Source organism: Rhizomicrobium sp., from assembly GCA_037200045.1.
GTDB lineage: Bacteria > Pseudomonadota > Alphaproteobacteria > Micropepsales > Micropepsaceae > Rhizomicrobium.
In genome coordinates this window covers 1,202,927-1,228,055 of record JBBCHM010000001.1, presented here as the reverse complement: position 1 = coordinate 1,228,055, position 25,129 = coordinate 1,202,927, and the positions used below count along the sequence as shown (strand labels likewise).

Below are 25,129 nucleotides of genomic sequence, written 5' to 3'. Positions count from 1 at the left end.
TCAAGCTGTCAACAGTTTATTAGCGCGGAACAGGCCCGAATTTGCCCCCGCGAACAACAGCTTGACGGAAAGGCTATTCCCGGCCCGCCGGCCGGCGCAAGCGAATTGATTGCTTGACAGCCGGTCCGCCGGATTCGGGGCAAAGGCGGGTCCGGCGATGGCGGATGGCCCCCCGCCCGACTAGGGTTTCCGCCATGCCCGTTCCGCCGCCGCCGATTCTCGAAGTCTACTATTCCCCGACCTGCATCCCGTGCCGGATGGAACTTCCCGTGTTGGCCGCCCTCGAAAAGGATGGCCGGCGCCTGCGGATCGTCCTTCTGGACCAGGAGGCGCGGGCGCGGGCGACGATCCGCGCCGTATCGCCGGGCCTGGAACGGGCCGCCGTGCCGGCCGCAATCCACCCGCCGCGCCGGGCACTGCTCGCGGCTGGCGACGGCGACGCCATCCTGCCCTATGCGCGGGCGCTCGCGCCGGCGGGCGAAGCCTGCGCCGCGTGGCGCGGCGGCCTGACGGTGCCACGGGCCAAGGCGCTGCTTGCGGCCTGCCGCATCAGCGGATCGCGTTCGCCGCGATCTTGAAGAAGATGCCCTTCTCGCCGTTGTTGACGAGGCTGAACTGGCCGGTGACCGTCACCAGCTTGTCGGTCCAGGCGATCGGCGTGGGGCTGACGACCTCGGCGACCTCGTTGGGCTCGCCGGGCGGGCAGAACATGCACACCGGCGTGCGCCGCGTCAGCAGGAAATGCCGGGTCTGATCGGAGCCGTCGAGCGGCAGGACCCAGCCGCTGGCCGTCACCTGCCGGTTCGCCAGCGCCTTGATCTGGGGCGACACGGTGATGCTGTAGATGCCGGTGCGGTTGTTGTAGGCGACCTTGCTGTCGAGCAGTTTCGACCACAGCGCGTCGTGCGACTTCGGGAGCCGGTCCTGCATCGCGCGCTCGTCGGCGGGCTGCGCGTTGGGGTCGGTGGCCAGGACCTTCTGCTGCGGACGGAAGCCCGCGCTCAACAGAAAGACCGGGATGATGAGTGCCAGTGTCAGGGATTTGCGGATCATGACTGAAGCAGCTCCTCTATGGGTGTGCGCGCGGCACGGATGGCGGGGAAAAGAGCGGCGATCAGCGCCGTGCCAAGGGCGCCGATGACGAGATACAGAACCGCGTCGCCGTCGATCCGCGGCTCGATCAGAAGACCGGTGCGCTCGGCCAGCAGGCCGGCCCCGGCATAGAACAGGAGCGCGGCGAGACCGGCGCCCAGCAGCAGCGCCGCGAGCGCGATGATCGCCGCTTCCGCGATCGCGACCGTCGCGATGGTCACGGGTCCGGCGCCCAAGGCGCGGAGCAGCGCGAGGTCGCGGGTGCGGGCGTTCATCGTGGCCATCAGGGCGGCGGCGGCGGCGGCCGCCGCGATGACGACCAGCAGGATGCCCAGCGCGGTCGCCGCCACGGTCAGCGGCCGCAGATAGCTCATCAGCCGGGCGATCTCGAAGCTCGGGCTCGCCGCCGTCAGCTCCGGGCTGGCATCGATCAGGCGCGGGACAAGCAACGCCGCCACCGGGCTCTTGTACGACGCGACGACGGCCGTCGCGGCGTCGGGGAGATTGACATAGGTCTCGGTCACGCCGGTCGCGGCGGCTTCGTCCTCCTGGTGCATCTTGTGGATGTAGCGGACGGTTTCGATATCGCAGAGGACCAGCCGGTCGAGCGCCGAGCCGGTGCGCGGCAGGATGCCGACGATGCGGTAGGGGAACTGCGAATGCAGCTCGCCGCCCGCCGCAAGGCCGTGGGCGCCGATGAAGCTCTGGCCGATTTTGAGATGCAGGGCATCCGCCGCATCCGCGCCCAGGACCGCTTCGAGCGGCTTGTTCCAGACGCGGCCCTGCACCACGTCGGTGCGATAGATCCAAAGAAGTTGCGGCGTGGTGCCGACGATGCGCCAGCCCTCGACATTGTCGCCCAGCGCGATGGGCGCCGCGACACGGATCAGCGGATGGGAGGCCGCCGCCATCGCCGCCTTTTCCGAAACCAGTCCGCGCGGATCGGAGACGTGCAGCGCGCAGCACAGAACCAGGTCCAGCGCCGAGCCCTTCGGTCCGATGACGAGGTCGACGCCGCCCCAGGCGCGTTCCGCGGCGGCCGGAAACGCATCCAGCCCGACATAGGCGATGGCCACCGCCGCGACGCCGAGCGCGCCGACCAGGATCGAAAGCAGCGCCTGTCCCCAGCGCCGCCGCAGATAGGCAAAGGCCAGCGTGACCGCCATCATGGCAGCGCCTCCATTTCGACGACGGTATCGACGGCGTCCAGCACGCGGCGGTCATGCGTCGTCACGACCAAAGCGGCGTCTTCCGACACGGCGGACTCGACCAGCAGCGCCATCAGCGCCGCGGTGTTCGCATCATCGAGGGCCGAGGTCGGCTCGTCGGCCAGGATGACGGCCGGCCGGTTCATCAGGGCGCGCGCGATGGCGGTGCGCTGCGCCTGGCCGTGGCTGATCCGGTCGGCGCGCCGCGACTGGATCGCGGTCAGTCCGAGGCGTTCCATCAGCCGGTCGAGACGCTGCGGATCGTGGACGGGATGGCCGGCGCATTGCGCCGCTATCTGGATGTTCGCGCGGACGCTCAAGGCATCGATCAGATGGAAGGACTGGAACACCAACCCGATGCGGCGGCCGCGAAACCCGTCGCGTCCGCCCCGGCCAAGCGCCCAAAGCTTCGTGCCTTCGATCTCGATCGTGCCGTGCCGCGGGGCGCGGATCGCGGCCAGCGCCATCAGCGCCGTGGTCTTGCCACAGCCCGAAGGGCCGACAATCGCCACGGACTGGCCGGCGGCGACGTTAAGATCGGGGAGTCGCGCGAATTGTCTTCCGCCGCGCTCCAGCACGACGCCGGCGGTCGCCAGGATGGCTTTCTTCGATACGCGATCATCGTTCATGACGAGCACCCGTCCGCTATGCGACCGGCGTGGCGTTCCTCGCGCACGCCGCCGATGCGCGGGCGGCCGAATATCCGGCCGCCCGCGCGCCGCCTACAGCGCTTGCGACAAGCCGAAGAAGTAGCCGCGCCGGGGACCGAATTGCGGCGCGCCGACGCCGATGCCGGTGCCGTCGCGGATCTCGTATTTCTCGTCGAGCAGGTTGATCACGTCGAACCGCGCCGTGAGCCCTTTGTCGCCCCAGGGATTGAAGGTGTGGCTGACGCCGATATTGACCTGGGTGTAGTCGGGGACGTGATCGCCGTTGGGCGTGAGGCCGTCGCGGCGCAGGCCCGAGCCGTAGATCAAATCGGCGCTGAAGCGGATGTCGCGCCAATTGTAGGACGCGCCGGCCGAGACCGAGAGGAGCTGCTGGTGATCCAGCGGAATGAAGTGGTTCGCGATATAGGCGAGATCGCCCGGATCGAACTGGAACTGGCTGGAGACGATGTCCTCGCCCACCGCCCGCTCATAGGCGGCGTTGACATAGCCGGTCAGCGGGCCGCCGTCGTCGTAATTGGCCGTCAGCTCCGCGCCGTACTGCTTGCCGTGGAGATAGTTGAACGGCGTCAGGATGATCGGCGCGCCGAACTGGCCCTCGTCGATCAGGTTGTGGGAGAGCTTGTAGAAACCGTCCAGGCCGAAGGTGAGCCCGTCGTCCGGCAGGGTCTTCTGCACGCCGATATCGTAGTAGTCGGCGCGTTCGGCCTTGGGCGTGTCGTCGACCGTGCTGCCGGCGGCGGCGGTCGTGCCGTTGAACAGCGCGACATCGGTGGTGCCCACCAGCTCGATCGGCGGCGGCGAGAAATAGCGCGAATAGCCGCCATGGACGGTGATCGTGTCGGTCGGCGTCCAGACGAAATTGACGCGCGGGCTGAGCTGGTTCTCGGAGTCGAAGGCGCCGAACTGGTCCCAGCGCACACCGTAATTCAGCGTCAGCGTGTCGGGGATGAGTTCCCATTCGTCCTGCAGGTACAGGCTGTAGCTCCAGGCATGCTTGGTGCCGTTGTCGGGGATGGTGAGCGGCGTGTCGGGCAGCGTCTGCATCCCGGCGCCGTCGACGGCCAGGACCTGCGAGGAGGTGCGGCTGGCGAGGTCGTCGGCCTGGTAGATCACGCCGGCGCGCAGGGTGTGGCCGTCGCCGGCATGCCAGGCGCCTTCGGCCTGCAGGCCATAGGCGACGTCGCGCTTATAGGCGGTTTGCGCGATGCCGTTGTAGAGCAAGTCGCCGATCGCGTCGGGCGTGAAGAACAGGCTCGAGAACCGGCCATAGGCCGAGACCTGGACGTCGACATCCCCCATCGAGCGCAGATAGCTGACGATGCCGTAATCGGTGGTCTCGCGCTGGTTCTCGTTGAGATTGCCGCTGGGAAAGAGGAACTGGCCGTTGGCGGTCAGTTCGCCCGCCGGTCCGAGCCCGGTGATGCCGTCGAGGCCGCTCGGCTGAAGGCCGCGCTGGTTCGGGATCTGGAACATATCGTTCGAGGTGCCGAGGATCGCGGTGATCGAGGAGTTGTTGTCCAGGATGTCCTGGAGGAACGCGAAGCCGTGATACTGCTTGGTGCGGTCGTGCAACGGATCGCTGCTGCCGTCGGGCGATTCGATGCCGAGCGAGTTGGTCGTGTAGTCGCCGGAGACGAAGTAGTTGAGCCCGCCGTCGGAGCCGCCATAGCTGGCGCTGGTCTGCACCTCGTTGTGGCTGCCGCCATAGACCGAAACGTCGCCGCCGGGCTGGAACACGCCGGACTTGGTCTGGATGTCGATGATGCCGGCGGTGCGCAGGCCGTATTCGGCCGGCAACGCGCCGGTGATCAGCTTGAGCGAGCCCACCAGCCGCGGGTCCAGCGTCTGGCCGAACACCGAGATGCCCTCCGGGATGATGATGCCGTTCAGGCGGTATTGCAGGCCGTTATGCTCGCCGCGGACATGGAGCTGTCCGAACGAATCCTGCGCCACGCCGGGGGCCTGGAGCACGACCTGGTTGAGCAGGTTGTTGTCGCCGCCGGGCTGCGCCTCGATGGCCTTGTCGCTGATCGTGTAGGTCGAGGCGCCGACCTGGGCCTGGATGCCCAGACGCGCCGCGTTGAGCTTGGCGGCGGTCACGACCACGGTCTCGATTTCCTCGGCGCCGGCCGGCGCCGCGCTCAGGCACAGCAGGGAGGTGATGGCCGCGCCGGCCAGAAGTTGGGAACGATTCATCGGAAAAATACCTCGGCAAAGCCGCAATGCCCCCGTGTACGGATTTGCATCGCGAATGTTGTGGAATGCGCCCGGTGGCCGGCGCGGGACGCCGGCGACGGATCGCGAGTCTGGCTTTTGGCTTAGGCCGAGGGCGGCGCGCGGCCACGCCAGGCGTGGCTGGCGGAGCGGACCAGCTTCGCCGCGAGCGGGACGAGCTGGATGACGGAAACCGAGAACGACGGCAGCAGGATCGCCGCGGCCGCCGGGGTGAGGAACTGGCCGCTGCTGGCGAAGGCCTGGCAGAGCGGGCAGTTCGCCTCGTCGTTCTTGGAGGGTGCGTTGTCCTTGGCCGGCGCCTTGGCGCCGTCGAACAGGTCGACCGCCACCGGCGCGCCGACCGGGCGGGCATGGATATGGGTCTGGGTGACGAAGCCCTGGACCAGGAAGGCGACGAGCGTCAGCAGCACCAGGGCGCGCGAGACCATCCCGCGCGACGCGGCGCGGACCTTGGTTCCCGGGTGACGGTTTCGTTGCATGGCCAGGATATGATCCTACCGCAATGCAGCAGGAAAGCCAATTTGCCGTGATCGGCGGGCCTGCGACGACTTGCGCGGGCGGCCTTTCGCCTATAAGCGCCCGCCATGGCACGACAGGAACGCGGGCGTGAACGCCGCCCAACCGGCAAATCCGAGCGCAAGCCGGAACGCAAATTCTTCAAGCCGCATGCCAAGCCCGAAAGCGGGCTGTGGCTGTACGGCACCCATGCGGTGCGCGCGGCGCTGGCCAATCCCAAAAGGTTCGTGCGGCGGGCGGTCCTGACGGAGCGCGCGGCGGAGGAGATCGGCGCCAAGCTGCTCAACCGCGTCAAGCACGAGATCGTCGACATGGCGGGCGTGTCGAAGATCCTGCCCGAGGGCGCGGTGCATCAGGGCGTGGCGCTCCTGGTCGAGCCCCTGCCCCGGCGCGAACTTGAATCGATCCTCGACGAAGCGGCGGGCAAGCGGCGCATCGTGCTGGTGCTGGACCAGATCACCGATCCGCACAATGAGGGCGCGATCCTGCGCACCGCGGCGGCGTTCGGCGTGACGGTGGTGGTGGTGCAGGACCGCCATTCGCCGCCGGAGACCGGCGTCCTCGCCAAGGCCGCGTCGGGCGCGCTCGACATCATACCCGTGATCACGGTGGTGAACATCGCGCGGACGCTGGAGGATCTCGGCAAGCGGGAGTTCTGGCGCATCGCGCTGGCCGGCGACGGCGAACTGACGCTGGCCGATGCGATGCACAAGGGCGATGTCGCGCTGGTGCTGGGCTCGGAGGGCGCCGGCATCCGCCGGCTGGTGCGCGAGAAATGCGATGTCGCCGCGCATGTGCCGATCGCGGCGGCGATGGAGAGCCTCAACGTGTCGAACGCGGCGGCGGTGGCGCTGTACGAGATGACGCGCTCTTAACCTCTCCCGCTTCGCGGGAGAGGTCGAACGGCGCGAAGCGACGTTCGGGTGAGGGTTCGCGCCAAGCTTCGCCCCCTCACCAGCAAAAGCTAAGCACTTAGCTCCGCAAGTGCTCCGCTAAGTGCAAGCTTTTGCGTCCTCTCCCGTAAACGGGAGAGGAATCGCGCGCAATTCGGGAACGTCAGTACAACGCCGCCACGACGTTCTCGCCGCCGTAGTTCTCGACGAACACCAGCACCTTGTAGCCCTGGGCCATCCGCAGATTGCCGTCGGCGTCGTGCATCATCAGGCCGTCATTGCTCATCGTCGCGGTGCGGCGGTCGAAGGCGAAGCGCGGCGCCAGGCCCTTGTACTGCGAGCGGATCAGGTTGAAGAGCAGCGCCGCGTTCTGCGGCGCGATGCGGATGCAGCCGGCGGAGGCGCGGCTGCCGAGCTGGCCGACTTCGATCCCCACGGCGCCATGAATGGCGAGCCCGGTCTGCAATCCGTCATGCTGCCAGTTGAAGAACATCGCGTGCGGCATCGGCTCGTGCCACTGGCCGGAGAAATGCGTCTTGTACATGCGCGCCGGGTCGAGCTGGTAATAGCCGCGCGGCGTGAAGCTCGGCTGGCGCGTGCCGTTGGGCGCGATCTCGTCCTTCTCGCGCCCGGTCGAGGCCGGCCAGTTGTAGAGCATCGCGAGATCGCCCGAGCCGTCCTTCTTGAACACATACATGTGCTGCGCCCAGGGACCGGTGTCGGCCTTCGACACATAGAGGAAGAGCGAGAAATTCTCGAACATCTCGCGCGTCAGGCTTTCCTTCAGCCGCATCGACACGCGCACGATGTCGGCGGGCGCGACGGCGGCGCGCGAGGGTGGCGGCGGCGCGAGCGACAGTTCGGGACGCGACGGCGCGGGCGGCGGCGGCGCTGCGGCGGGCGGTGCCGCGTCCTCGGCGGTTTGGATATCCGGCGGGGCGACGACCGGAGCCCGCGGCGCGGCGAGGACCGGCTCGGACGGCACCGGCAAGGCGGGCGGATGCAGCTTCACCCGCGCGATGTCGCGATGCGGCGCCGCGACGGGCGCCTTGGGCCTGGCCGGGCCGGCGATGAGATCGGCGACGCGCCGGCCCGCGTCGCGGAAGAGGCCGGACGCCGGAGCGACGACATAGGTCCGGGTCGCGTCGAGCGCGGCGGCCACCGTCGCGCGGCTGGCCCGTTCGAGCGGCGGATCGCGGTCGAACGCGATCGCCACGCCGAATGCCAGGGCGCACAGCAGGTAGACCACGCTTAATTTCCGCAGCGCCGACATGGAATCCGAAAACAGGGTCCGCCGCGCATGATAACCAAAAATAAACCGTCTGTCCCGCTTCGGGACGAGGCCGGTTAATTCCGTGGTGCGGCTTTTGGCTGCCCTGGCGGGGAAACTCAGGATTGCGGCAGCGGGGGCGGTTCGCCGGAGAAGTTGTCGATGATGACGAGGACCTTGAGGCCGTCGGCGAGGACGATGTTGCCCTGCGCATCATGGCTGACGATTCCCGCCGTGTTGGTCGTTCCCCGGGCGGGATCGAAGGTGAAGACGGGGACCTGGCCGCGCTCCTCCGCCAGGAAGCGGTGGAAGAGGAGATCGGCCTTCTCCAGCGGCAGGCGGACGCAGCCGCCCGAGGCGCGATGGCCGATATCGGCGCGCTCGCGCCGGCCGATGGCGGCGTGCAGCGCCACGCCCGACATCTGGGTGCGATAGGCGTAGTTCAGGAACATCGCCCAGGGCATCGCCGCGTCGTTCCACTTGGCCGAGCGCGCCATCGGCAAGAAGCGGTGGACGTCGAGCTCGAACAGGCCGGTGGGCGTGGCGGTGAAATACTGCTCGGAGCGTTCGCGGCCGGTCGAGACGGGAAAGCTCTGGTCGAGGGCAAGCGTGCCGTCAGGCTGTTTGCGGAACAGGAACAGGCGCTGTGCCCAGGGGCCGCTCGCCGCCTTGCTGACATAGATGAAGGTGTCGAAATAGGGCGCGAGGGCGGACGGCACCTTGGCGGAAACCCGCGCGGCGACGCGGCTCGCCTCTTCGGCCGGCGTGGCGGGATCGGGCGCGATGGTTTGCGGCGGCAGCGGGGCCATCGCGACCGTCTGCGGCGCCTGAACCGGTTTCGACACCGCGCGCGCGATGGTTCGCGGAACAAGCGGCGTGGCGCGTGGTTCGGCGACGAGGACCTTGACCATCGGGGCGGGTTTGCCGGGGCGCGGCGGCGGCATCGCTCCGGCGATGCGCGGCGCGGGATGTCGATCCTGGCCGCCGACGGCCATCGCGACGCCCATGCCGAGCATCAGGATCGCGGCGACGGCCGCGAAGCCTCTCAAGCTTCCCACTTCGATCCTGGCTGTCATCGCGCCGGCCATCCTGCCGCAATGCGCGGCGGGATCAAGCGCCGACCTCGACGGTGTCGGCGGGCGGCGCATTGGCGCTGGCAAGTTCGGCCGGCAGCCGGCGGCTCGCCATCCAGAAACACCAGGCCGCGATCGTCCAGGTGACGACCGTCGCGAGCAAAGCCCAGCGCAGCGCGTCGCTGCCGAGCGCGGGCGTCAACAGGTCGCTCAGCTTGCCGACCGAAAGCGGCCCCAGGCCGAAGCCGATGATGTTGAGCACGAAGAGCAGGATCGCGGCCGACTGGGCGCGCATGCGCAGCGGCACCAGGCTCTGCACCATGGCGTAGGACGGCGCGAGATAGGCGGCGCCGCTCGCGGTCGGCATCACGGCGCAGACGAGCGCGACGGGCAGGCTCGGCGCGAGGAAATAGAACGGGAAGAACGGCAGGGCGCAGACGATGAAGATCACGATGACATACATGTTCCAGCGCACGTCGCGCTTGCCGAGCCAGTCGGCCAGGACGCCCGACATATAGGTGCCGATGCCGCCGACCACGCCGAACAGGACCGCCAGCGTCACGCCGATCTCGGACGGGCTCATGTGATGGGTGCGCGCCAGGAAGACGGGCACGAAGGAATTGCCGGCATAGCCGCCGAACGACGCCATGCCGGTGCCGAGCGCGATGAAGCGGAAGGATTTGCGCGACCACAGAAAGGCGATCGTCTCGGGCAGATGCGGCGCGCGGCCGGTGTCGGCGATCCCGTCCACCTGGCCGCGCCTCGGTTCGGGCACGGTGAAGAGAAAGAGCAGCGCGAGCACCAGGCCCGGCAGGCCGGCGGCGAGGAACGCGGTGCGCCAGCCGTAATGCTGCTCGATCCAGCCGCCGCCGAAGAAGGCGACCAGCAGGCCGATATTGAGGCCGGCGGCATAGAAGGACAGAGCCCCTGCCCGCTCATGCGGCTCGTAGAGATCGGAGATGATCGAGTTGACGGAAGGGCTGGTGCCCGCCTCGCCGATGCCGGTGCCGATCCGCGCGGCGACGAGCTGGAAGAAGTTCGCGGCCCGCGCCGAGACCGCCGTCATCGCGGCGAACAGGATCATCGAATAGGCGATGACGTTGCGCCGGTTCACGCGGTCGGCGAGCCAGGCGAGCGGCACGCCCAGGATGGCGTAGAGGATCGCGAAGCTGGTGCCCGACAAAAGGCCGAGCGCCGCGTCGGTCAGGTGGAATTCCGCCTTGATCGCGGGGAGCAGGATGTTGAGGATGTTGCGGTCGAGATAATTGACGACATAGACGAGCGTCAGCATCACCAGGATGTAGCGGCGCGAGACGCCACCGGTGCCGGGGCGCGCGGCAGTCCGTTCGATCGACAATGATTTCTCCCCCTGCTCAACCTGTCATGGCCCGCGACTGCGGGCCATCCAGTTGACATCTTCTCGGATCGCGCCAGTTTCGCGCATCGACAGTCTGCCTCCATCCGTGCCGGGCGTCACCTGGGTGGCCCGCATTCGCGGGCCATGACAACCGAGGCGTGGCGGCAGCAAAGATTGCTATTTCTGCCCGCGGCGTTCCTTCTTGCGGCCCTTGACGGCCAGATCGACGGTCAGGAGCCGGCGCTGCCCGCCCACCCGCATCTGCTCGCTGCCCAGCAGATACATCATCGCCTGATAGTCGCCGAGCGAATCCTCCACCGCGTTGGTGAAGCCCTGCGCATCCTGCGCCTTGTTCATCTGGATCTTGGCGAAGCGCAGCGCGTCGGGGGAATTCTCCGCGACGCGGTGGGCGTAGTCGTAGGTCTCCTGCTCCAGTTTTTCCGGCGCCACGACGCGATTGACGAAGCCGTAATCATGCGCCTCCTGGGCGGAGATGAAGCGGCTCTCGAAGCAAAGCTCCTTGGCGCGGCGGATGCCGATGTCCCAGGGGATCGACATGTATTCGACGAAGCCGGCGAGGAATTCGGCGTTCGACGCGGCGAAGACGACGTCGCAGCACGCGGCTGTCATCCAGCCGGCGTAAATGCAGAAGCCTTCGACCATCGCGACGGTCGGCTTGGGGAAATTGCGCCAGCGCAGATGGACGTCGAGATTGTATTTCTTGAACTCGTCATAGGCCTCGATGGTGCCGGGCTCGGCGCCGAGATTCTTGCGGTATTCGAGCGCCTCGGGCGTGCCGAGGTCGTGGCCGGACGAGAAATTCCCGCCGGCGCCGCGCAGCACCACGACGCGGACGGCTTTGTCGTTTTGGGCCAAGGTGAAGCCGGCGTCGATCTCGTCGAGCAGGCGGTAGGACAGCGCGTTCTTGAACTTCGGCCGGTTCATCGTGATCGTCGCGACGCCGCCGTCGGAGGCGTAGAGGATGTCATGAAAGGGCATGGGCGGCTCCTGATGTCAGCGCCGTATTTAACCCTCCCGCTTGCGGGAGGGTCGACAAAATCCGAGCGCAGCGAGGATTTTTCGGGGAGGGGACAGCGGCGCAAGTCGAGCTCAAGCGGAGAGGCTGTCCCCTCCCCGAAATTTGCTGCGCAAATTTCGACCCTCCCGTGAACGGGAGGGTTGTTCAGCGCGCGAACTTGCCGCTCTTCGCCCAGCCGCGGGGCTGCAGGCGGCCCGCTTGCGCGCGTTCGCCGCGCCAGTCTTTCAGTTCGGCGGCGGAAAATTCGCGGTTGTTCTCGTCCTTCAGGCCGTCCTTGCCGACAAACGTCGTCGCGTCCAGCAACCCGCCGTCCTTGTAGCGTTGCAGGTACACACCTTGCCCGCGCGCCATCTCGGGCACTTCGTCGAGGCCGAAGATCAGGAGCTTGCGGTTGTCGCCGATCACCGCGACGCTGTCGCCGCTGACAAAGGCGCAAGCCTTGGCCTCGACGCCGGTCTTCACGTTCATCACGCGCTTGCCGGCCTTGGTCATCGCCACCGCCTCGTCCTCGCTGGTCACGAAGCCGTGGCCGCTTTCGGCGGCGAGCAGGAGCTTGCGGCCCGGGACATGCGCGAACATCGTCACGATATCGGCGTCCGGCGGAAGGTCGATGAAGGTGCGGATCGCCTCGCCATTGCCGCGCCCGCCGGGCAGCTTGCTCGCCTCCAGCGTGAAGAAGCGGCCGTCGGTCGAGAACAACATAAGCTTGTCGGTGGTCTGGGCGTGGATCCAGAATTTGCGCCGGTCGCCCTCGCGGTATTTGACGCTGTCGTTCTCTTCCATATGGCCCTTGAAGGAGCGTAGCCAGCCCTTCTCGGAAAGGACGACGGTGACCGGCTCCTTCTCGACGGCTGTGGCCAGCGCCACGGCTTCTTCGGCCAGCGCCTCGATCTTGTCGATGTGCTTGGCCTCGATGATCTGGGTGCGGCGCTTGCCGAGCGCGGTCCTGGCGCCGAACTTGGCGTCGATCGCCTTGACCTCCTCGATCAGCCTCTCGTCCTTCAGCTTGTCGGAGGCGAGCAGCTTTTTGAGGTCCTTCTGTTCCCGGGTCAGCGCGTCGTGCTCGGCGCGGATTTCCATCTCCTCCAGCCGGCGCAGGCTGCGCAGGCGCATGTTGAGGATGGCCTCGGCCTGGTTGTCGGTGAGCTTGAACGCCTTCATCAGAACGGGCTTGGGCTCGTCCTCGGTGCGGATGATCCGGATCACCTTGTCGAGGTTCAGGAAGACCGCGAGATAGCCTTCGAGGATTTCCAAGCGGGCGGCGATCTTTTCGAGGCGGTGCGTCGAGCGGCGCACCAGCACCTCGCGGCGGTGATCGACGAACGCCTGGAGGACGTCCTTCAGGCTCATGACGCGCGGCACGGTGCCGTGGTCGAGCACGTTCATGTTGAGCGGAAAGCGCGATTCCAGGTCGCTGGAGCGGAACAACTGCTCCATCAATATCTCGGCCTCGACCGTGCGGCTCTTGGGCGTCAGCACGATGCGGATGTCTTCGGCGCTCTCGTCGTGGATGTCGTCGAGCAGCGGCAGCTTCTTCTGTTCCAGAAGCTCGGCGATCTGGGTGATCAGCTTGGCCTTCTGGATCTGGTAGGGAATCTCGGTGACGACGATCTGGTAGACGCCGCGGGCGCCCTCTTCCCGCTTCCACTTGGCGCGGACGCGGAAGGAGCCGCGGCCGGTCTTGTAGGCTTCCGCGATGGTCTCGGGGCCATCGACCAGGATGCCGCCGGTGGGGAAATCGGGGCCGCGCACGATGTCGCTCAGCGTGCGGTCGCGGGTGTTCGGATTGTCGATGAGCTTCTTCAGCGCCTCGCACAATTCGCCGACATTGTGCGGCGGGATCGAGGTCGCCATGCCGACCGCGATGCCGGACGAGCCGTTGGCGAGCAGGTTCGGGAAGGCGCCGGGAAGGACGACGGGTTCCTCGTCCTGGCCGTCGTAATTGGGGCGGAAATCGACCGCGTTCTCGTCCAGGCCGTCGAGCAGCATGGCCGCGACGTCGGTCATGCGCGCTTCGGTGTAGCGGTAGGCGGCAGGATTGTCGCCGTCGATATTGCCGAAATTGCCCTGGCCGTCGACCAGCGGGTAGCGCGTGGCGAAGTCCTGGGCGAGGCGCACCAGCGCGTCGTAGATCGCCTGGTCGCCGTGCGGGTGGAACGAGCCCATCACGTCGCCGACGATCTTGGCGGATTTCTTGAACGCCGAGGTGGAGTCGAGACGCAGCAGGCGCATGCCGTAGAGGATGCGGCGGTGGACGGGCTTCAATCCGTCGCGCGCATCGGGCAGCGCGCGCATGGTGATGGTGGAGAGCGCATAGGCGAGGTAGCGCTCGGCGAGGGCTTTGCCGAGGGGTTCGGGGCGGATGTCGTCTGTGATGTCGGCCATGGTCAAGTTGCTTGTGTTGGTGTCCTACCCTCCCGTTCACGGGAGGGTCGAAATTTGCGAAGCGCAGCGGAGCAAATTTCGGGGAGTTTGTCCCCCTGCTCCGCTTCGCTCCGCGTCCATACGCTGACGCTATGGACCCCCGAAAAATCGCCGCTTCGCGTCGATTTGTTCGACCCTCCCGTGAACGGGAGGGTTGGTTTACCGCGATTCGCCGATCGCCAGCGCGTCGAGGCGTAGGCGGGCGGCGGGGATTTCCTTGCCGTGCGGCATGAGCACACGCTCCAACAGAAAATGTCCTGTGAGTTTCAGGCCCGCCGCGACGTCGGCGGCGTCGGGTGTCGCATTCTGCGAACCCAGCAGGAAACCGGGCAGCGCAAGCAGCCGGTCCTTGTAGGGCGCCCCCGCCTCGCCCGACACCGCGCGGCCGGTGCGCGGCGAGACGTAGATCAGGTTCTCGGTCGCGCCGGTCGAGGCGCAGCGCGAAAGGTCCAGGCCGAAGCCGAGTTCCTCGAGCAGGCCCGCCTCCCAGCGGACATAGAGCGCGCCCCAATGGGCGAAATCGCTCGCCTGCATCGCGTCGAGCAGCAGCGTGCCGGCCTCGAACACCGGCGCGTGGACCTCGCGCTCGGGCAGCGCGGCGGAGGCGACCGCGGTGAAGGCGTTGAGGCCGGCCAGCGCCTCACGGCTCTCCATCATGTCGCCGGAGCGGGCCTTCGCCGGCTCGACGGTGAAATTGCCGAGATGCTCGTTCAGCCGCGCGCGCCAATGGAGCTGCACGCTGTTGCCGGGCTGGAGCACGGATTTCGATTTGCGCGACGCGCCGCCGCGCACCAGGCCGAGATGGCGGCCGTGCTCGCGGGTCAGCGTTTCGAGGATCGCGCTGGTTTCGCCGTGGGGGCGGGACGAAAGCACGAGGGCGGCGTCGGTCCATTCCATCGCGCCAATGTGTCATGGCCCGCGAATGCGGGCCACCCAGTTGAGGCATTCGCGTGTGTGCGGGATGAGAGCGAAATCGGCGAGAGCGGCGAAGATGTCACCTGGGTCGCCCGCATTCGCGGGCGATGACACCTTTTTGTTTGACGGAGCTTTCTATTCCTCCGGGAACTCCAAACCCATTTCCTTGTAATGCGCGCGCTGCTCCGCCCAGTCCTCGCGGACCTTCACGAACAGGAAGAGATGGATGCGGCGCCCAAAAATCTCCTCCATCTCCTTGCGCGCCAGTTCGCCGATGATCTTGATCGTGGCGCCGCCCTTGCCCAGAACGATCGCCTTCTGGCCCTCGCGCTGGACGTAGATCGTCTGCTCGATGCGGGCGGAGCCGTCCTTGCGCTCCTCCCATTTCTCGGTCTCGACGGCGGACGCATAAGGCAACTCGTCGTGCAGGCGCAGATAGATCTTCTCGCGCGTGATCTCGGCGGCGAGCAGGCGCGAGGGGATGTCGGCCGACTGGTCGGCGGGATAGAGCCACGGGCCCTCCGGCATCCGCTTGGCCACCCAGGCGAGCAGATCGGCGACGCCGTCGCCCTTCAGCGCGGAGATCAGGAAGATCTCCTCGAACGCGCCCTCGGCGTTGAACGCCTGCACCATCGGCAACAGATCGGTGCGCTTCATGCCGTCGATCTTGTTGAGCGCCAGCGCGGCTTTCGTGTCGGCGTCCTTCAGCGCCTTGACGATGGCGTGGGTGTCATCGGCGGCGCGGCCCTTCGGGTTCGCGGTGAGTTCGGCGGCGTCGACCAGGAGGACGATGGCGTCGGCGTCCCCGGCGCCTGCCCAGGCGGCGTTGACCATGGCGCGGTCGAGGCGCCGGCGCGGCTTGAAGATGCCGGGCGTGTCGATGAACACGATCTGGGTGTCGTCCTTCAGCGCGACGCCGCGCACCGCCATGCGGGTGGTCTGCACCTTGGGGCTGACGATGGCGACCTTGGAGCCGACCAGCGCGTTGACCAGCGTCGACTTGCCGGCATTCGGCGCGCCGATGATGGCGCAGAAGCCGCAATGGGTCATTCGCGTACCTTTTCCAGCATCTTCTTCGCCGCGTCCTGTTCGGCTTCGCGCTTCGAGCGGCCTTCGCCGGTGAGCGGGTCTTGTCCGGCGACGCGGACCTCCACGACGAAATGCGGCGCGTGGTCGGGGCCCTCGCGCTTCACCAGCGCGTAGACCGGCGCGCCGGAATTGCCGCGCCGCGCCTGCGCCCATTCCTGCAGCGTCGTCTTGGGATCGCGCATGTCGGGGCTGAGCGTCTCGATCATCGGCGCCCAATAGCATTCGATGAAGCGGCGCGCGGTCTCGAGCCCGCCGTCCTGGTAGAGCGCGGCGATCACCGCCTCGCAGGCGCCGGCGAGGATCGCGCCCTTGCGCCGCCCGCCGCTGAGCGATTCCGACTTGGCGAGGATCAGGCTGTCGGCGAGGCCCGCCGCCTCGGCGGCGCGGGCGCAGGCTTCCTCGCGCACCAAGGCGTTGAGCTTCAGGGCCAGCGCGCCCTCGGCGTCGTCGGGATAGCGCTTGTGCAGATCCTCGGCGATGACCAGGCCGAGCACGCGGTCGCCGAGGAATTCGAGACGCTCGTTGGAGGCGATCGCGTTGGCGCTGGAATGGGTCAGCGCGCGCTTCAACAGATCGCGGTCTGAGAAGCGGTGGCCGAGACGGTCTTCCAGCTCAGTCGATGAGGGTGAACATCCGGCTGAAGCGGATCGCTCCGGGCCAGGTCCAAGGTTCGTACCAGATGGCGCTTTCATCGATGGAGAAGAAGCGCAGTTCCGCGCGCCCGACAAGGTTTTCGGCCGGAACGTAGCCCACATCGCCGCGGCTGTCGTCGGAATTGTCGCGGTTGTCGCCCATCATGAAGTATTCGCCCTTGGGCACGACATAGGCAGGGGTGTTGTCGAACGCCGTGGTCTCGCGGTCGAGCACCAGATAGGACTTGCCGCTGGGCAGCGTCTCCCGGAACTGCGGCACGTGGTGCACGAGGCCGAATTCGTCGCGCTCGATATAGTCGGCGACGCGGACCTTGGGCACCGCCTTGTCGTTCAGATAGAGCACGCCGTCGATCATCTGCACGCGGTCGCCGGGCATGCCGATCACCCGCTTGATGTAATCCTCCATGTAGTGCTCGGAGGCCTGGTTCGGCATCTTGAACACCACGACGTCGCCCTGCGTCGGCGGCGAGCCGAACACGCGGCCGGCGAAGGGCGGGAAGCTGAAGGGGAAGGAATTGCGGCTGTAGCCGTAGGAAAATTTCTCGACGAAGAGATAGTCGCCGATCAAGAGCGTCGCTTCCATCGAGCCCGACGGGATGTTGAAGGGCTGGAACAGGAAGGTGCGGATGACGAGCGCGATCAGCAGCGCGTAGACGATGGTCTTGCCGGTCTCGACCCAGGACTCGCCCTGCTTGGGCGGCGGTGGCGGCGCGGGGAGCGTGACGACGGGCGCCGGCGCCGGTTTGACGACGGGCGCGGGGTGCGGCGCGTCGATGAGCTCGTCGATCAGCTTTTCGGGGTCTTCGTCGGACATGGTGCGGTGTTTTGCGGGGGGCGCGGAAGAAGGTCAAGGCGGCGCGCGAGAAACTGCTTAAGCGGCTGGAACGGCCGAGATAATGACCACCGCCTGGGCGAGCGGGAAATCGTCGGTGATGGTCAGGTCGATTTGGGCGGTGTGACCTTTTGGCGTGATCTCCTGCAGGCGTTTCAGGGCGCCGCCGGTCAGCTTCATCGAGGGTTTGCCGCCCGGAAGGTTCACCACCCCCATGTCGCGCCAGAACACCCCGCGCCGAAGGCCGGTGCCGAGCGCCTTGGAACACGCCTCCTTGGCGGCGAAGCGCTTGGCGTAGCTGGCGGAGCGCTGCGCCCGCCTGTCCGATTTTTCACGTTCGACCGCCGTGAAGATGCGGCCGAGGAAGCGCTCGCCGAAGCGCTCGATCGATTTGTCGACGCGGCGGATGTCGATGAGGTCGGAACCCAGGCCGATGATCATGGCGCCGTCTTGGGCCTCGAAAAGGACAGCAGCAGCATGAAAGCTCCGCCGCCCAGGCACAACAGGGCAAGGCCGAGGAAAGTGGGGCCGGCGGACCTGGTCACGGCGGTGTCGAGGCCGACGATGACGCGGGGATGCAGCTTGGCGAGGGTCGGCGCGGCGCGGCCGACGCGGAATTCGATCTCGTAACCGCGGCCAGCTTCGCCCCGGAACGTGCCGAGGTCGTGATAGAGCGGCGTCTGGTCGGACGGTTCCTGCGCGTGGTCGGCATAAGCGTGGAACGCGGCGAGCTTGGCCGCCGCCGCCTTGGGATCGAGCGCCGCCCGGCGCGCCTTCCAGCGGGCAAGGCCGCCGCCACCGCGCGCGATGAGCGTGCCGGCTTCGCTGACGGTCCAGCTCACATCGAGTTCGGGTTCGCGGCCGGGACACAGCGCCTCGAAACCGGGCTCGGCGGTCAGGCAGCCGAAGGCGAGCACGCCGTCGCCGCGATCGAGCTGCAGAAGCAGATTGTAGGGACCGCTAAGGCCGAGCGTGAAGGGCCGGCTCGCGACCGTGGCGCCGGCCGCGTCCAGCGACAGGCGCATCGCGAAGGGCTGGGTGCGGGCGGGCGAATACCACAGTTCCAGCGCGGCGAGAGCGCCCGCCCCGGCCACCACGAAGACGAGGCCGAGAACCATGAGCACGCGGCGCGGCAGCCGCCGCGACAGGAGCAGGATGGCCGCGATCACGGCGAGCGCCGGCAGGAAGATGTAAAGGTTCAAGACGCCCGCGCCTCGTCCATCAGCGCGCGCATGCGGCGGATGGCGGCGTCGAGGCCGATGAAGATCGCCTCGCCGATCAGGAAATGGCCGATATTGAGCTCGCGAATCTGCGGGATGGCGGCGATGGGCGCCACGTTGTCGTAGGTCAGGCCGTGGCCGGCATGGATTTCCAGGCCGAGGGACGCGCCGTAGACGGCGGCGTCCCGCAGACGTTTCAGGATGCGCTCCTGTTCGGCGCCGCTCGCATTGGCATAGGCGCCGGTGTGCAGCTCGACGACGGGCGCGCCGAGCGACCTTGCGGCGTCGAGCTGTTCGCGCGCCGGCTCGATGAAGAGCGAGACGCGGATGCCGGCGGCGCCGAGGCTGCGCACGATGGGCGCCAGATGGTTGTGCTGGCGCGCGGCGTCGAGGCCGCCTTCGGTGGTGATCTCCTCGCGCTTCTCGGGCACGATGCAGGCGGCGTGCGGCCTGGCGTTCAACGCGATGACGTGCATCTCGTCGGTCGCGGCCATTTCGAGATTGAGCGGGATTTTCAATTCCCGCGACAGCCGGTCGATGTCGCTGTCGGAGATGTGGCGGCGATCCTCGCGCAGATGCGCGGTGATGCCGTCGGCGCCGGCGTCCTGCGCCAGGAGCGCGGCGCGCACCGGATCGGGATAGGCGCTGCCGCGCGCCTGCCGCACCGTGGCGACATGGTCGATGTTCACGCCGAGGCGGAGCTTCGTCACGACCGCTGCCCCCACAGCGCGACCGCCAGCTTGCGCAGCGCCAGGGTCTCGCGCGCCGCGCGGATGAGGCGGTGGACCTGGGCGCGGAACGCCCGGTGTTCGGCGGTGTAGGCGCCGTGCGTGACGGCGTTGCGGTTGCCGGAAGGCGCGCCGGCACGTTTCCGATTCGTCTTTTTCTTTCCGTGGCTTACGGTGTTTTCGGCAATATAATTGTTTTCGCGGTCGCGCGATTTGCGCAAGTGCCGCGGCGCGCGCAGACGCGCGGCGGCGATCGCGGGCGGCAGGGCGAAGGAGTCGTTGTCGGTTCTCATGGCGCGATTGTACGACGGTTTTCGCGCTGTTGGATAAGTCGCGCGTGCATGGCTCTTACGCCGGTGGCGGGCCTGGCGGCGGCTTGAGGTCGACATTGTGATAGGCCGCGATGCCCCAGGCGCCGCCATCCTTGACGAAGACCTGGAGCAGCCTGGTGTGCAGCGCGCCGTCGGGGCTCGCGAGGCCGGGCGGCAGACGCGTCAGGCCCAAGACCGCCGCGCTCGTATCCGCCACCGCAACGTCCGGGCGCAGGAAGCGCAGATGGGTGACGGTCTGGCGCAGCCTGGTGCCGCGATAGATGGTCGAAAAGATGTGCGCGTGCTGCGCCTCGAACGCATCATGGCCGACGAAGACCTGGCCGAAGATGTTGGTGAAGACGCAGTCGGCGAGCACGGCCTTGGAAAAGGCGGCGGCATCGCCCTGCCCCCAGGCGGCGTCCTCGGACGCGATCAGGTCTTCGATGGCTTTGGTGTCGGTCGCCGACATGACATGTCCCCCTGCGCGGTTCGCCGCAGGATAAGCAGGATCGCGGCGGGCCGCCACGCCGGAGCGCTGCTTGCGGGGTTGGCGGCTGGAATTTCTTTCCGGTGCGCGGGCAGTTGTCGGTTGGCGCCGGCCCTCTCAAATTCGGGCCGGGCGCGCAAGCGGGCTCTCAGGTAACGAGCTTCCAAACGCTCGGCACGACCTGAAGCAAAAATCCAAGCGCGATTAACGCAAGTCCTCGAATGGACTGAAGCGAGTTCTCTCTAGTCCATTCCGAAATTTGCTCTTCGACATCTGCGCGTCGTGTATTCGTGAACGCATAGATCATATGGCTGGGGATTTTGTAGAAGCGTATGTTCAAATGCCGGTTGGCCATGAGAAACGTTCCGGCGACACCAAAAACGCTTCCCGCAATCCCGAACAATTCGGGCCAATCGTGCAAGACACCGTGCATGAATTCCCCGATCGGCTAGCGCGTGGCCGACGCTCCGACCAGAGAGCGACCTATGCCTTCGACGCGAACGCGGGTTCCATCGTCGGCGATGTCGCGAAGGTGGACGATGTAACCACACACATCGACGACGAAGTACCCTCCTGAGTTCGTGAAGGGGGCACTACTACCGATTCGCTGAAGGTCCTCAAAAAAATCTTGCAGACATCCCCGCTCGGTATGGCTCGGATGCCCATCCAGATATTTTTCGACGGCTGCCTCATCAAATTCTACGTACAGCGGCCCTAGCATTTCGGAACCCTCCTATATCTCGGCGCGTTTTTTGAGATTGAGGGCCGTAAACTCGGCAAACGAGAGAGTACCGCGCTTGGGATCGTCAGCCCGCGCGCGGTAAATGTCGAGATTGGTAGCGAGGTCGGCCATGCCCGCAAGCAGATTGAATTCCGACGGTCGAACGACAACTGCAAAGATGTTGGACAACTCGTCAACGAGCACCGCCCCCGGGCGCTGGAACAGAAGTTCCTTCAGTTCAACTTCCGTCGCTTCCGAAACTGTGGCGCGTACAGAAAAATCCTCCGTCTGATTCAAATCAATTCCCCCAGGTAGGTCGAGTCGAAGAACAGCCACCTTTGCCTCTGGAAAAAGCCCCGAACGGAACGCTACCCCATTAAGTAGCATTTAACAATATCCACAACTAACCTGGGAGAAGGTTTAGGGTTAAGCAATAAAGTAGAGAGATGATTCGAAGCATTGGGGAAGCGAGGGATCAGACGCCGTATACCTCTTGAGGTCGCCGATGAGTATGTCGTTCGAAGGTTATAGCAAATACACCAACGAGAGGCGATCGGAGCTGGGCGTTCGCCCCGAATCCGTGACTGAACTTCTAACTTCCTATCGCGCCTATTTGGGCGCCATTGAATTGGCCGGTGTCGAGGTCGACATCAAATATGAGCTCCTACCAAACTCGGAGGTCAAAGCCATCTTCGTCCCACGTATAGCTCGCGGCAATTAGTCCGAGTCCAGGGCGCGCGACTCTTGGCCCAATAGAATCGGTCTTACACGCTTTCCTGCTCGCGCACGCGGTCGACCGACTCCACCGCCGCGTTCACCCGAAGCGCGCCCAGGATGTTTTGCAGGTGCGCCAGGTCGCGGACCTCGATGTCCACGGTGAACTCGAAGAACAGCGGGTTCCGGTTGGTCACCTTCATGTTGAAGATGTTGCCGCCATTGTGCGCGATCACGCTCATCACCGCCGCCAGCGAGCCCGGCGCGTTCTTCACCCTGACCGCGACGCGGGCGATCGAGGGTCCGCCCTCGGCGGCGTGGCGGCCCCAGGAGACGTCGATCCAGTCCTCGATCGAATCCTGCGCCTTTTCGAGCTCGGCGCAATCGATGGTGTGGATCACAACCCCCTCCCCCGGCGTGCGCAGGCCGACGATGCGGTCGCCCGGCAGGGGATGGCAGCACTGGCCGAGGCGGTAGGAGATGCCCTCCGTCATGCCGCGGATCGAGACCGGCCGCTTGGCGGCGGGCTCGGCGAAGGCGGCGCGTTTGCGGCGCTCCGGGTCCTTCTTCAGTTCGGGGAACACCGCTTCGAGCACTTCCTGGCCGCGCAGGGCGCCGCGCCCGACCTCGGCATAGACATCCTCGGCCTTGCTGGCATGCAGCTTCTTGGCGACGTCGACGATGGCCTTTTCGGTCAGCTCGGCGCCCTCGTCGGCGAAGACCTTCTTGAGGATGTTGCGGCCGAACTTCACATGCTCGTCGCGCTGGGCGTGGCGCAGGAAGCGGCGGATCTCGCCCCGGGCGCGGCCGGTGACGACGAACTGCTCCCACAAGGGCGACGGCGTCTGCTCCTTGGTGCGGATGATCTCGACCTGGTCGCCGTTGCGCAGCGGCGTGTGCAGCGGCACGTGCACGCCGTTGACCTTGGCGCCGACCGTCGAATTGCCGATATCGGTGTGCAGCGCATAGGCGAAATCGATCGGGGTGGCGCCGCGCGGCAGCGAGATCAGATCGCCCTTCGGCGTGAAGCAGAAGACCTGATCCTGGTACATCGAGAGGCGCGAATTCTCCAGGAAGTCCTCGGCGCTGTCGCGCTCGAGCAGATCGACCATGTCGCGCAGCCAGCCATAGGCGCGGTCGTCGCCCTCGGAGGCGACGTGCTCGCGATAGCGCCAATGGGCGGCGACGCCGCGCTCGGCGATGTCGTGCATCTCCTGGGTGCGGATCTGGACCTCGACGCGCTGCTTCTCCGGCCCGATCACGGTGGTGTGGATCGAGCGGTAGCCGTTGGTCTTGGGCGTGGAGATGAAGTCCTTGAAGCGGTCGGGCACCATCTGCCAGGTGGTGTGCAGCACGCCGAGCGCGCGGTAGCAATCGTCCTCGCTCTTGACGATGACGCGGAAGCCGAAAATGTCCGACAGCGCCTCGAAATTGAGCTGCTTGCTCTGCAGCTTGCGCCAGATCGAGAACGGGCGCTTGGCGCGGCCATAGACCCAGGCGTCGATGCCGTGCTCGGCCAGCTTGCGCTTGATCTGGTCGGCGATGCGCCCGATGCGGTCGCCGCTGTCGCCTTCCAGGCGCCTCAGATGCGTGACGATGGAGTTGCGCTCGTCGGGATTGAGCTCGGCGAAGGCGAGGTCTTCGAGCTCCTCGCGCATGTTCTGCATGCCGATGCGGCCGGCCAGCGGCGCGTAGATGTCCTGCGTCTCCTGCGCGATGCGGCGGCGCTTCTCCGGCTTCTGGATGAACCCGAGCGTGCGCATGTTGTGCAGCCGGTCGGCCAGCTTGACCAGGAGGACGCGGATGTCGGAGGTGATCGCCAGCATCAGCTTGCGGAAATTCTCCGCCTGCTTGGTGCGCTCGCTGAAGAGTTCGAGTTGGGACAGTTTGGTGACGCCGTCGACCAGGTTGGCGATCTCCTCGCCGAAATTGGCCTTGATGTCGTCATAAGTGGCGAGCGTGTCCTCGATCGTGTCGTGCAGCAGCGCGGTGACGATGGTCGCCACGTCGAGCTTGAGGTCGGTCAGGATGGCGGCGACTTCGAGCGGGTGGGCGAAATAGGGATCGCCCGAGGCGCGGAACTGCTTGCCGTGCGCCTTCATGGCGTAGACATAGGCCTTGTTGAGCAGGGCTTCGTCGGCGTCGGGGTCATAGGCCTTGACGCGGTCGACCAGTTCGGTCTGGCGCATCAGCCGGCGCTTGCCCTTGGGCGCGGGCGTGCGCACGGGCTCCGGCGCAGGGGTAACCTGCTCCACGGCCTTGGTTTCGGGCGCCGTCGGTGCACTCATGAACTTAATATAGGCGCATCCGCGACGAATCAGGAATCCCTGGCGGCAGGATGTCTTCTTTTGTGCGGCCGTTTGCCGTACAATCGCCGCCGAGGTGACATCGCATGGCCCGTTCTCCCGTCCGCAAGACTCCGTCCCAGCCGGCGCGCCAGGAACGCCTGGAGGCGCGGATATCCCGCGACCAGAAGGAACTCTTCCAGCGCGCGGCGGAATTGCAGGGACGCTCGCTCACCGACTTCGTGCTCTACAGCGTGCAGGAGGCGGCGGTTCGCACCATCGAGGAGACCCAGCTCATCCGCCTGAGCGCGCAGGACAGCCGCGCCTTCGCCGAGGCTCTGAGCAATCCGAAAAAGCCGAACGGCAAACTGCGCGCCGCGGCGCAGCGCTATCTGGAGCGGTTCGGGGGCTGAGTGGCCAAGGCCGCCGAACGCATCGAGCCGCTGAACGAGGAGCACGACCGCGCCGCGTTTCACTGCGGGAGCGAGGCGCTCGACCGGTATTTTCGGGTGCAGGCCGGGCAGGACAATCGCCGCCGGGTCGCGTCCTGCTTCGTGCTGACGGTCGAAGACGGCAAAATGGCCGGCTTTTATACGCTTTCCGCGACCAGCGTCCTGCTCGCCGAACTGCCGCCGGTCCTGGCGAAGAAGCTGCCGCGCTATCCGCTGGTGCCCGCGACGCTGATGGGCCGGCTGGCGGTGGACGGCGGATTTCGCGGGCGCGGCTTCGGCGAAGCGCTTCTGTTCGACGCGTTCGCCCGCACGCTGCGCAGCGAAATCGCGTCCTTTGCCTTCGTCGTCGACGCGAAGGACGACACGGCGCAGGCGTTCTACGAACGCTATGGCTTCGCCGCGCTGCCGAGCGCCGGCCGGCGCCTGTTCAAGCCGATGGCCGAGATCGCCGCGCTGTTCGGCTGAACTACTCTTCGTAATCCGCTTCGGGTTCCGGCTGCGGCTCGGCGCGGCGCTGGGCCTCGCTGGTGAGGGCGCGCAGCAATTCTTCCTCGGTGACCTGGCGCGACGCGCTGTCCTCGCGCTGGTCGTCGGAGTCGGGACGGGCCTCCTCCGGCTCGTCGACATCGGCGTGCTTCTGGAGGGACTTGATATATTCCTCCTTGGTCTCGTCGGGCTTCACTTCCTTGGCGGCGATCTCGCGCAGCGCCACGACCGGGTTCTTGTCGCGGTCGCGGTCGACCAAAGGCTCGGCGCCGCCCGAGAGCTGGCGGGCGCGGTAGGCCGAGATCAGAACCAGGTCGAAGCGGTTCGGGACCTTGTCGACGCAATCTTCAACGGTGACGCGAGCCATGGAAATCCTTGTCTTTCGAAGGTCTTAGGCGCAGATGCGGGGGCAAATCGGCGCCGGACCGGGCAGAAGGCGGCGGAACCTATAGATTGTT

General features: G+C 66.6%; 27 protein-coding genes. 5 read left to right on the top strand and 22 right to left on the bottom strand.

Translation table 11 applies throughout. The features are described 5' to 3' along the window. Nucleotides 1-194: 194 nt before the first annotated feature. Nucleotides 195-578 (top strand): hypothetical protein, encoded by a 384-nt coding sequence (locus WDM86_05500; GenBank protein MEI9989477.1) that lies wholly within the window; start codon nt 195-197, stop codon nt 576-578. Here WDM86_05500 and WDM86_05495 read toward each other — a convergent pair. From WDM86_05495 to WDM86_05475, 5 genes are all read right to left on the bottom strand, one after another. Beyond that, complete coding sequence (locus tag WDM86_05495; GenBank protein ID MEI9989476.1) at nt 550-1,053, bottom strand: DUF3299 domain-containing protein; 504 nt, start codon at nt 1,051-1,053, stop codon at nt 550-552. The two genes, WDM86_05500 and WDM86_05495, sit on opposite strands and share 29 nt — an antisense overlap. After that, nucleotides 1,050-2,261: an ABC transporter permease gene (locus WDM86_05490; GenBank protein MEI9989475.1), complete on the bottom strand. Its 1,212-nt coding sequence runs from the start codon at nt 2,259-2,261 to the stop codon at nt 1,050-1,052. Before WDM86_05490 ends, WDM86_05495 begins: the two co-directional genes overlap by 4 nt. Further along, nucleotides 2,258-2,929: an ATP-binding cassette domain-containing protein gene (locus tag WDM86_05485; GenBank protein ID MEI9989474.1), complete on the bottom strand. Its 672-nt coding sequence runs from the start codon at nt 2,927-2,929 to the stop codon at nt 2,258-2,260. Before WDM86_05485 ends, WDM86_05490 begins: the two co-directional genes overlap by 4 nt. A gap of 93 nt (nt 2,930-3,022) precedes the next feature. Further along, entirely contained in the window at nt 3,023-5,167 is a 2,145-nt protein-coding gene (locus WDM86_05480; protein MEI9989473.1) for a TonB-dependent receptor, read from the bottom strand. A 122-nt stretch (nt 5,168-5,289) separates the two neighbouring features. After that, a complete protein-coding gene (locus tag WDM86_05475) occupies nt 5,290-5,685 on the bottom strand; it encodes a hypothetical protein (GenBank protein MEI9989472.1) in 396 nt (131 codons plus the stop codon). 105 nt (nt 5,686-5,790) lie between these two features. Here WDM86_05475 and rlmB point away from each other — a divergent pair, with 105 nt between their 5' ends. Further along, nucleotides 5,791-6,597, top strand: a complete 807-nt coding sequence (gene rlmB / locus WDM86_05470) for a 23S rRNA (guanosine(2251)-2'-O)-methyltransferase RlmB (protein MEI9989471.1) — start codon at nt 5,791-5,793, stop codon at nt 6,595-6,597. 181 nt (nt 6,598-6,778) lie between these two features. Here rlmB and WDM86_05465 read toward each other — a convergent pair whose 3' ends face one another. From WDM86_05465 to WDM86_05400, 14 genes are all read right to left on the bottom strand, one after another. After that, complete coding sequence (locus WDM86_05465; protein MEI9989470.1) at nt 6,779-7,864, bottom strand: L,D-transpeptidase family protein; 1,086 nt, start codon at nt 7,862-7,864, stop codon at nt 6,779-6,781. A gap of 140 nt (nt 7,865-8,004) precedes the next feature. Continuing rightward, the gene (locus WDM86_05460) at nt 8,005-8,961 is read right to left on the bottom strand and encodes a L,D-transpeptidase (GenBank protein ID MEI9989469.1); all 957 of its coding nucleotides are present in this window, start codon (nt 8,959-8,961) and stop codon (nt 8,005-8,007) included. Between the two features lie 34 nt (nt 8,962-8,995). Continuing rightward, entirely contained in the window at nt 8,996-10,315 is a 1,320-nt protein-coding gene (locus WDM86_05455; GenBank protein ID MEI9989468.1) for an MFS transporter, read from the bottom strand. Between the two features lie 177 nt (nt 10,316-10,492). Further along, nucleotides 10,493-11,314 (bottom strand): enoyl-CoA hydratase-related protein, encoded by an 822-nt coding sequence (locus WDM86_05450; GenBank protein ID MEI9989467.1) that lies wholly within the window; start codon nt 11,312-11,314, stop codon nt 10,493-10,495. A gap of 184 nt (nt 11,315-11,498) precedes the next feature. Continuing rightward, complete coding sequence (gene parC, locus WDM86_05445; protein ID MEI9989466.1) at nt 11,499-13,739, bottom strand: DNA topoisomerase IV subunit A; 2,241 nt, start codon at nt 13,737-13,739, stop codon at nt 11,499-11,501. Between the two features lie 198 nt (nt 13,740-13,937). After that, nucleotides 13,938-14,675, bottom strand: coding sequence for a DNA repair protein RecO (gene recO / locus WDM86_05440; GenBank protein ID MEI9989465.1), 738 nt, complete (start codon nt 14,673-14,675; stop codon nt 13,938-13,940). A gap of 153 nt (nt 14,676-14,828) precedes the next feature. After that, on the bottom strand, nt 14,829-15,743 hold the full coding sequence (gene era / locus WDM86_05435) for a GTPase Era (GenBank protein MEI9989464.1): 915 nt from the start codon (nt 15,741-15,743) through the stop codon (nt 14,829-14,831). Continuing rightward, the gene (rnc, locus tag WDM86_05430; protein ID MEI9989463.1) at nt 15,740-16,474 is read right to left on the bottom strand and encodes a ribonuclease III; all 735 of its coding nucleotides are present in this window, start codon (nt 16,472-16,474) and stop codon (nt 15,740-15,742) included. Before rnc ends, era begins: the two co-directional genes overlap by 4 nt. Then, nucleotides 16,395-17,249 carry a signal peptidase I gene (gene lepB, locus WDM86_05425; GenBank protein ID MEI9989462.1) on the bottom strand — a complete coding sequence of 285 codons (855 nt, stop codon included), beginning with the start codon at nt 17,247-17,249 and terminating at the stop codon, nt 16,395-16,397. Before lepB ends, rnc begins: the two co-directional genes overlap by 80 nt. A gap of 57 nt (nt 17,250-17,306) precedes the next feature. Further along, nucleotides 17,307-17,708, bottom strand: a complete 402-nt coding sequence (acpS, locus tag WDM86_05420) for a holo-ACP synthase (GenBank protein ID MEI9989461.1) — start codon at nt 17,706-17,708, stop codon at nt 17,307-17,309. After that, a complete protein-coding gene (locus WDM86_05415; protein ID MEI9989460.1) occupies nt 17,705-18,469 on the bottom strand; it encodes a hypothetical protein in 765 nt (254 codons plus the stop codon). The genes acpS and WDM86_05415 overlap by 4 nt, the downstream gene beginning before the upstream one ends. Next, entirely contained in the window at nt 18,466-19,197 is a 732-nt protein-coding gene (locus WDM86_05410) for a pyridoxine 5'-phosphate synthase (GenBank protein ID MEI9989459.1), read from the bottom strand. The genes WDM86_05415 and WDM86_05410 overlap by 4 nt, the downstream gene beginning before the upstream one ends. Continuing rightward, nucleotides 19,194-19,508, bottom strand: coding sequence for a hypothetical protein (locus WDM86_05405; protein ID MEI9989458.1), 315 nt, complete (start codon nt 19,506-19,508; stop codon nt 19,194-19,196). Before WDM86_05405 ends, WDM86_05410 begins: the two co-directional genes overlap by 4 nt. Nucleotides 19,509-19,563: 55 nt before the next feature. Then, nucleotides 19,564-19,995: an SgcJ/EcaC family oxidoreductase gene (locus tag WDM86_05400; GenBank protein ID MEI9989457.1), complete on the bottom strand. Its 432-nt coding sequence runs from the start codon at nt 19,993-19,995 to the stop codon at nt 19,564-19,566. A gap of 325 nt (nt 19,996-20,320) precedes the next feature. On the opposite strand from WDM86_05400, the gene WDM86_05395 reads away from it, so the two are divergent. Then, nucleotides 20,321-20,590 (top strand): hypothetical protein, encoded by a 270-nt coding sequence (locus tag WDM86_05395; GenBank protein MEI9989456.1) that lies wholly within the window; start codon nt 20,321-20,323, stop codon nt 20,588-20,590. Nucleotides 20,591-20,746: 156 nt separating this feature from the next. On the opposite strand, the gene WDM86_05390 is transcribed toward WDM86_05395, so the two are convergent. Both WDM86_05390 and WDM86_05385 read right to left on the bottom strand, forming a co-directional pair. Continuing rightward, nucleotides 20,747-21,031 carry a hypothetical protein gene (locus WDM86_05390; GenBank protein MEI9989455.1) on the bottom strand — a complete coding sequence of 95 codons (285 nt, stop codon included), beginning with the start codon at nt 21,029-21,031 and terminating at the stop codon, nt 20,747-20,749. A 467-nt stretch (nt 21,032-21,498) separates the two neighbouring features. Further along, on the bottom strand, nt 21,499-23,736 hold the full coding sequence (locus WDM86_05385; GenBank protein MEI9989454.1) for a bifunctional (p)ppGpp synthetase/guanosine-3',5'-bis(diphosphate) 3'-pyrophosphohydrolase: 2,238 nt from the start codon (nt 23,734-23,736) through the stop codon (nt 21,499-21,501). A gap of 104 nt (nt 23,737-23,840) precedes the next feature. On the opposite strand from WDM86_05385, the gene WDM86_05380 reads away from it, so the two are divergent. After that, a complete protein-coding gene (locus WDM86_05380; protein ID MEI9989453.1) occupies nt 23,841-24,146 on the top strand; it encodes a DUF1778 domain-containing protein in 306 nt (101 codons plus the stop codon). After that, a complete protein-coding gene (locus WDM86_05375) occupies nt 24,147-24,650 on the top strand; it encodes a GNAT family N-acetyltransferase (GenBank protein MEI9989452.1) in 504 nt (167 codons plus the stop codon). It begins immediately after the preceding gene. A 1-nt stretch (nt 24,651) separates the two neighbouring features. Here the strand turns inward: WDM86_05375 and rpoZ are convergent, their stop codons facing one another. After that, the gene (gene rpoZ, locus WDM86_05370; GenBank protein MEI9989451.1) at nt 24,652-25,038 is read right to left on the bottom strand and encodes a DNA-directed RNA polymerase subunit omega; all 387 of its coding nucleotides are present in this window, start codon (nt 25,036-25,038) and stop codon (nt 24,652-24,654) included. Nucleotides 25,039-25,129 lie beyond the last annotated feature (91 nt).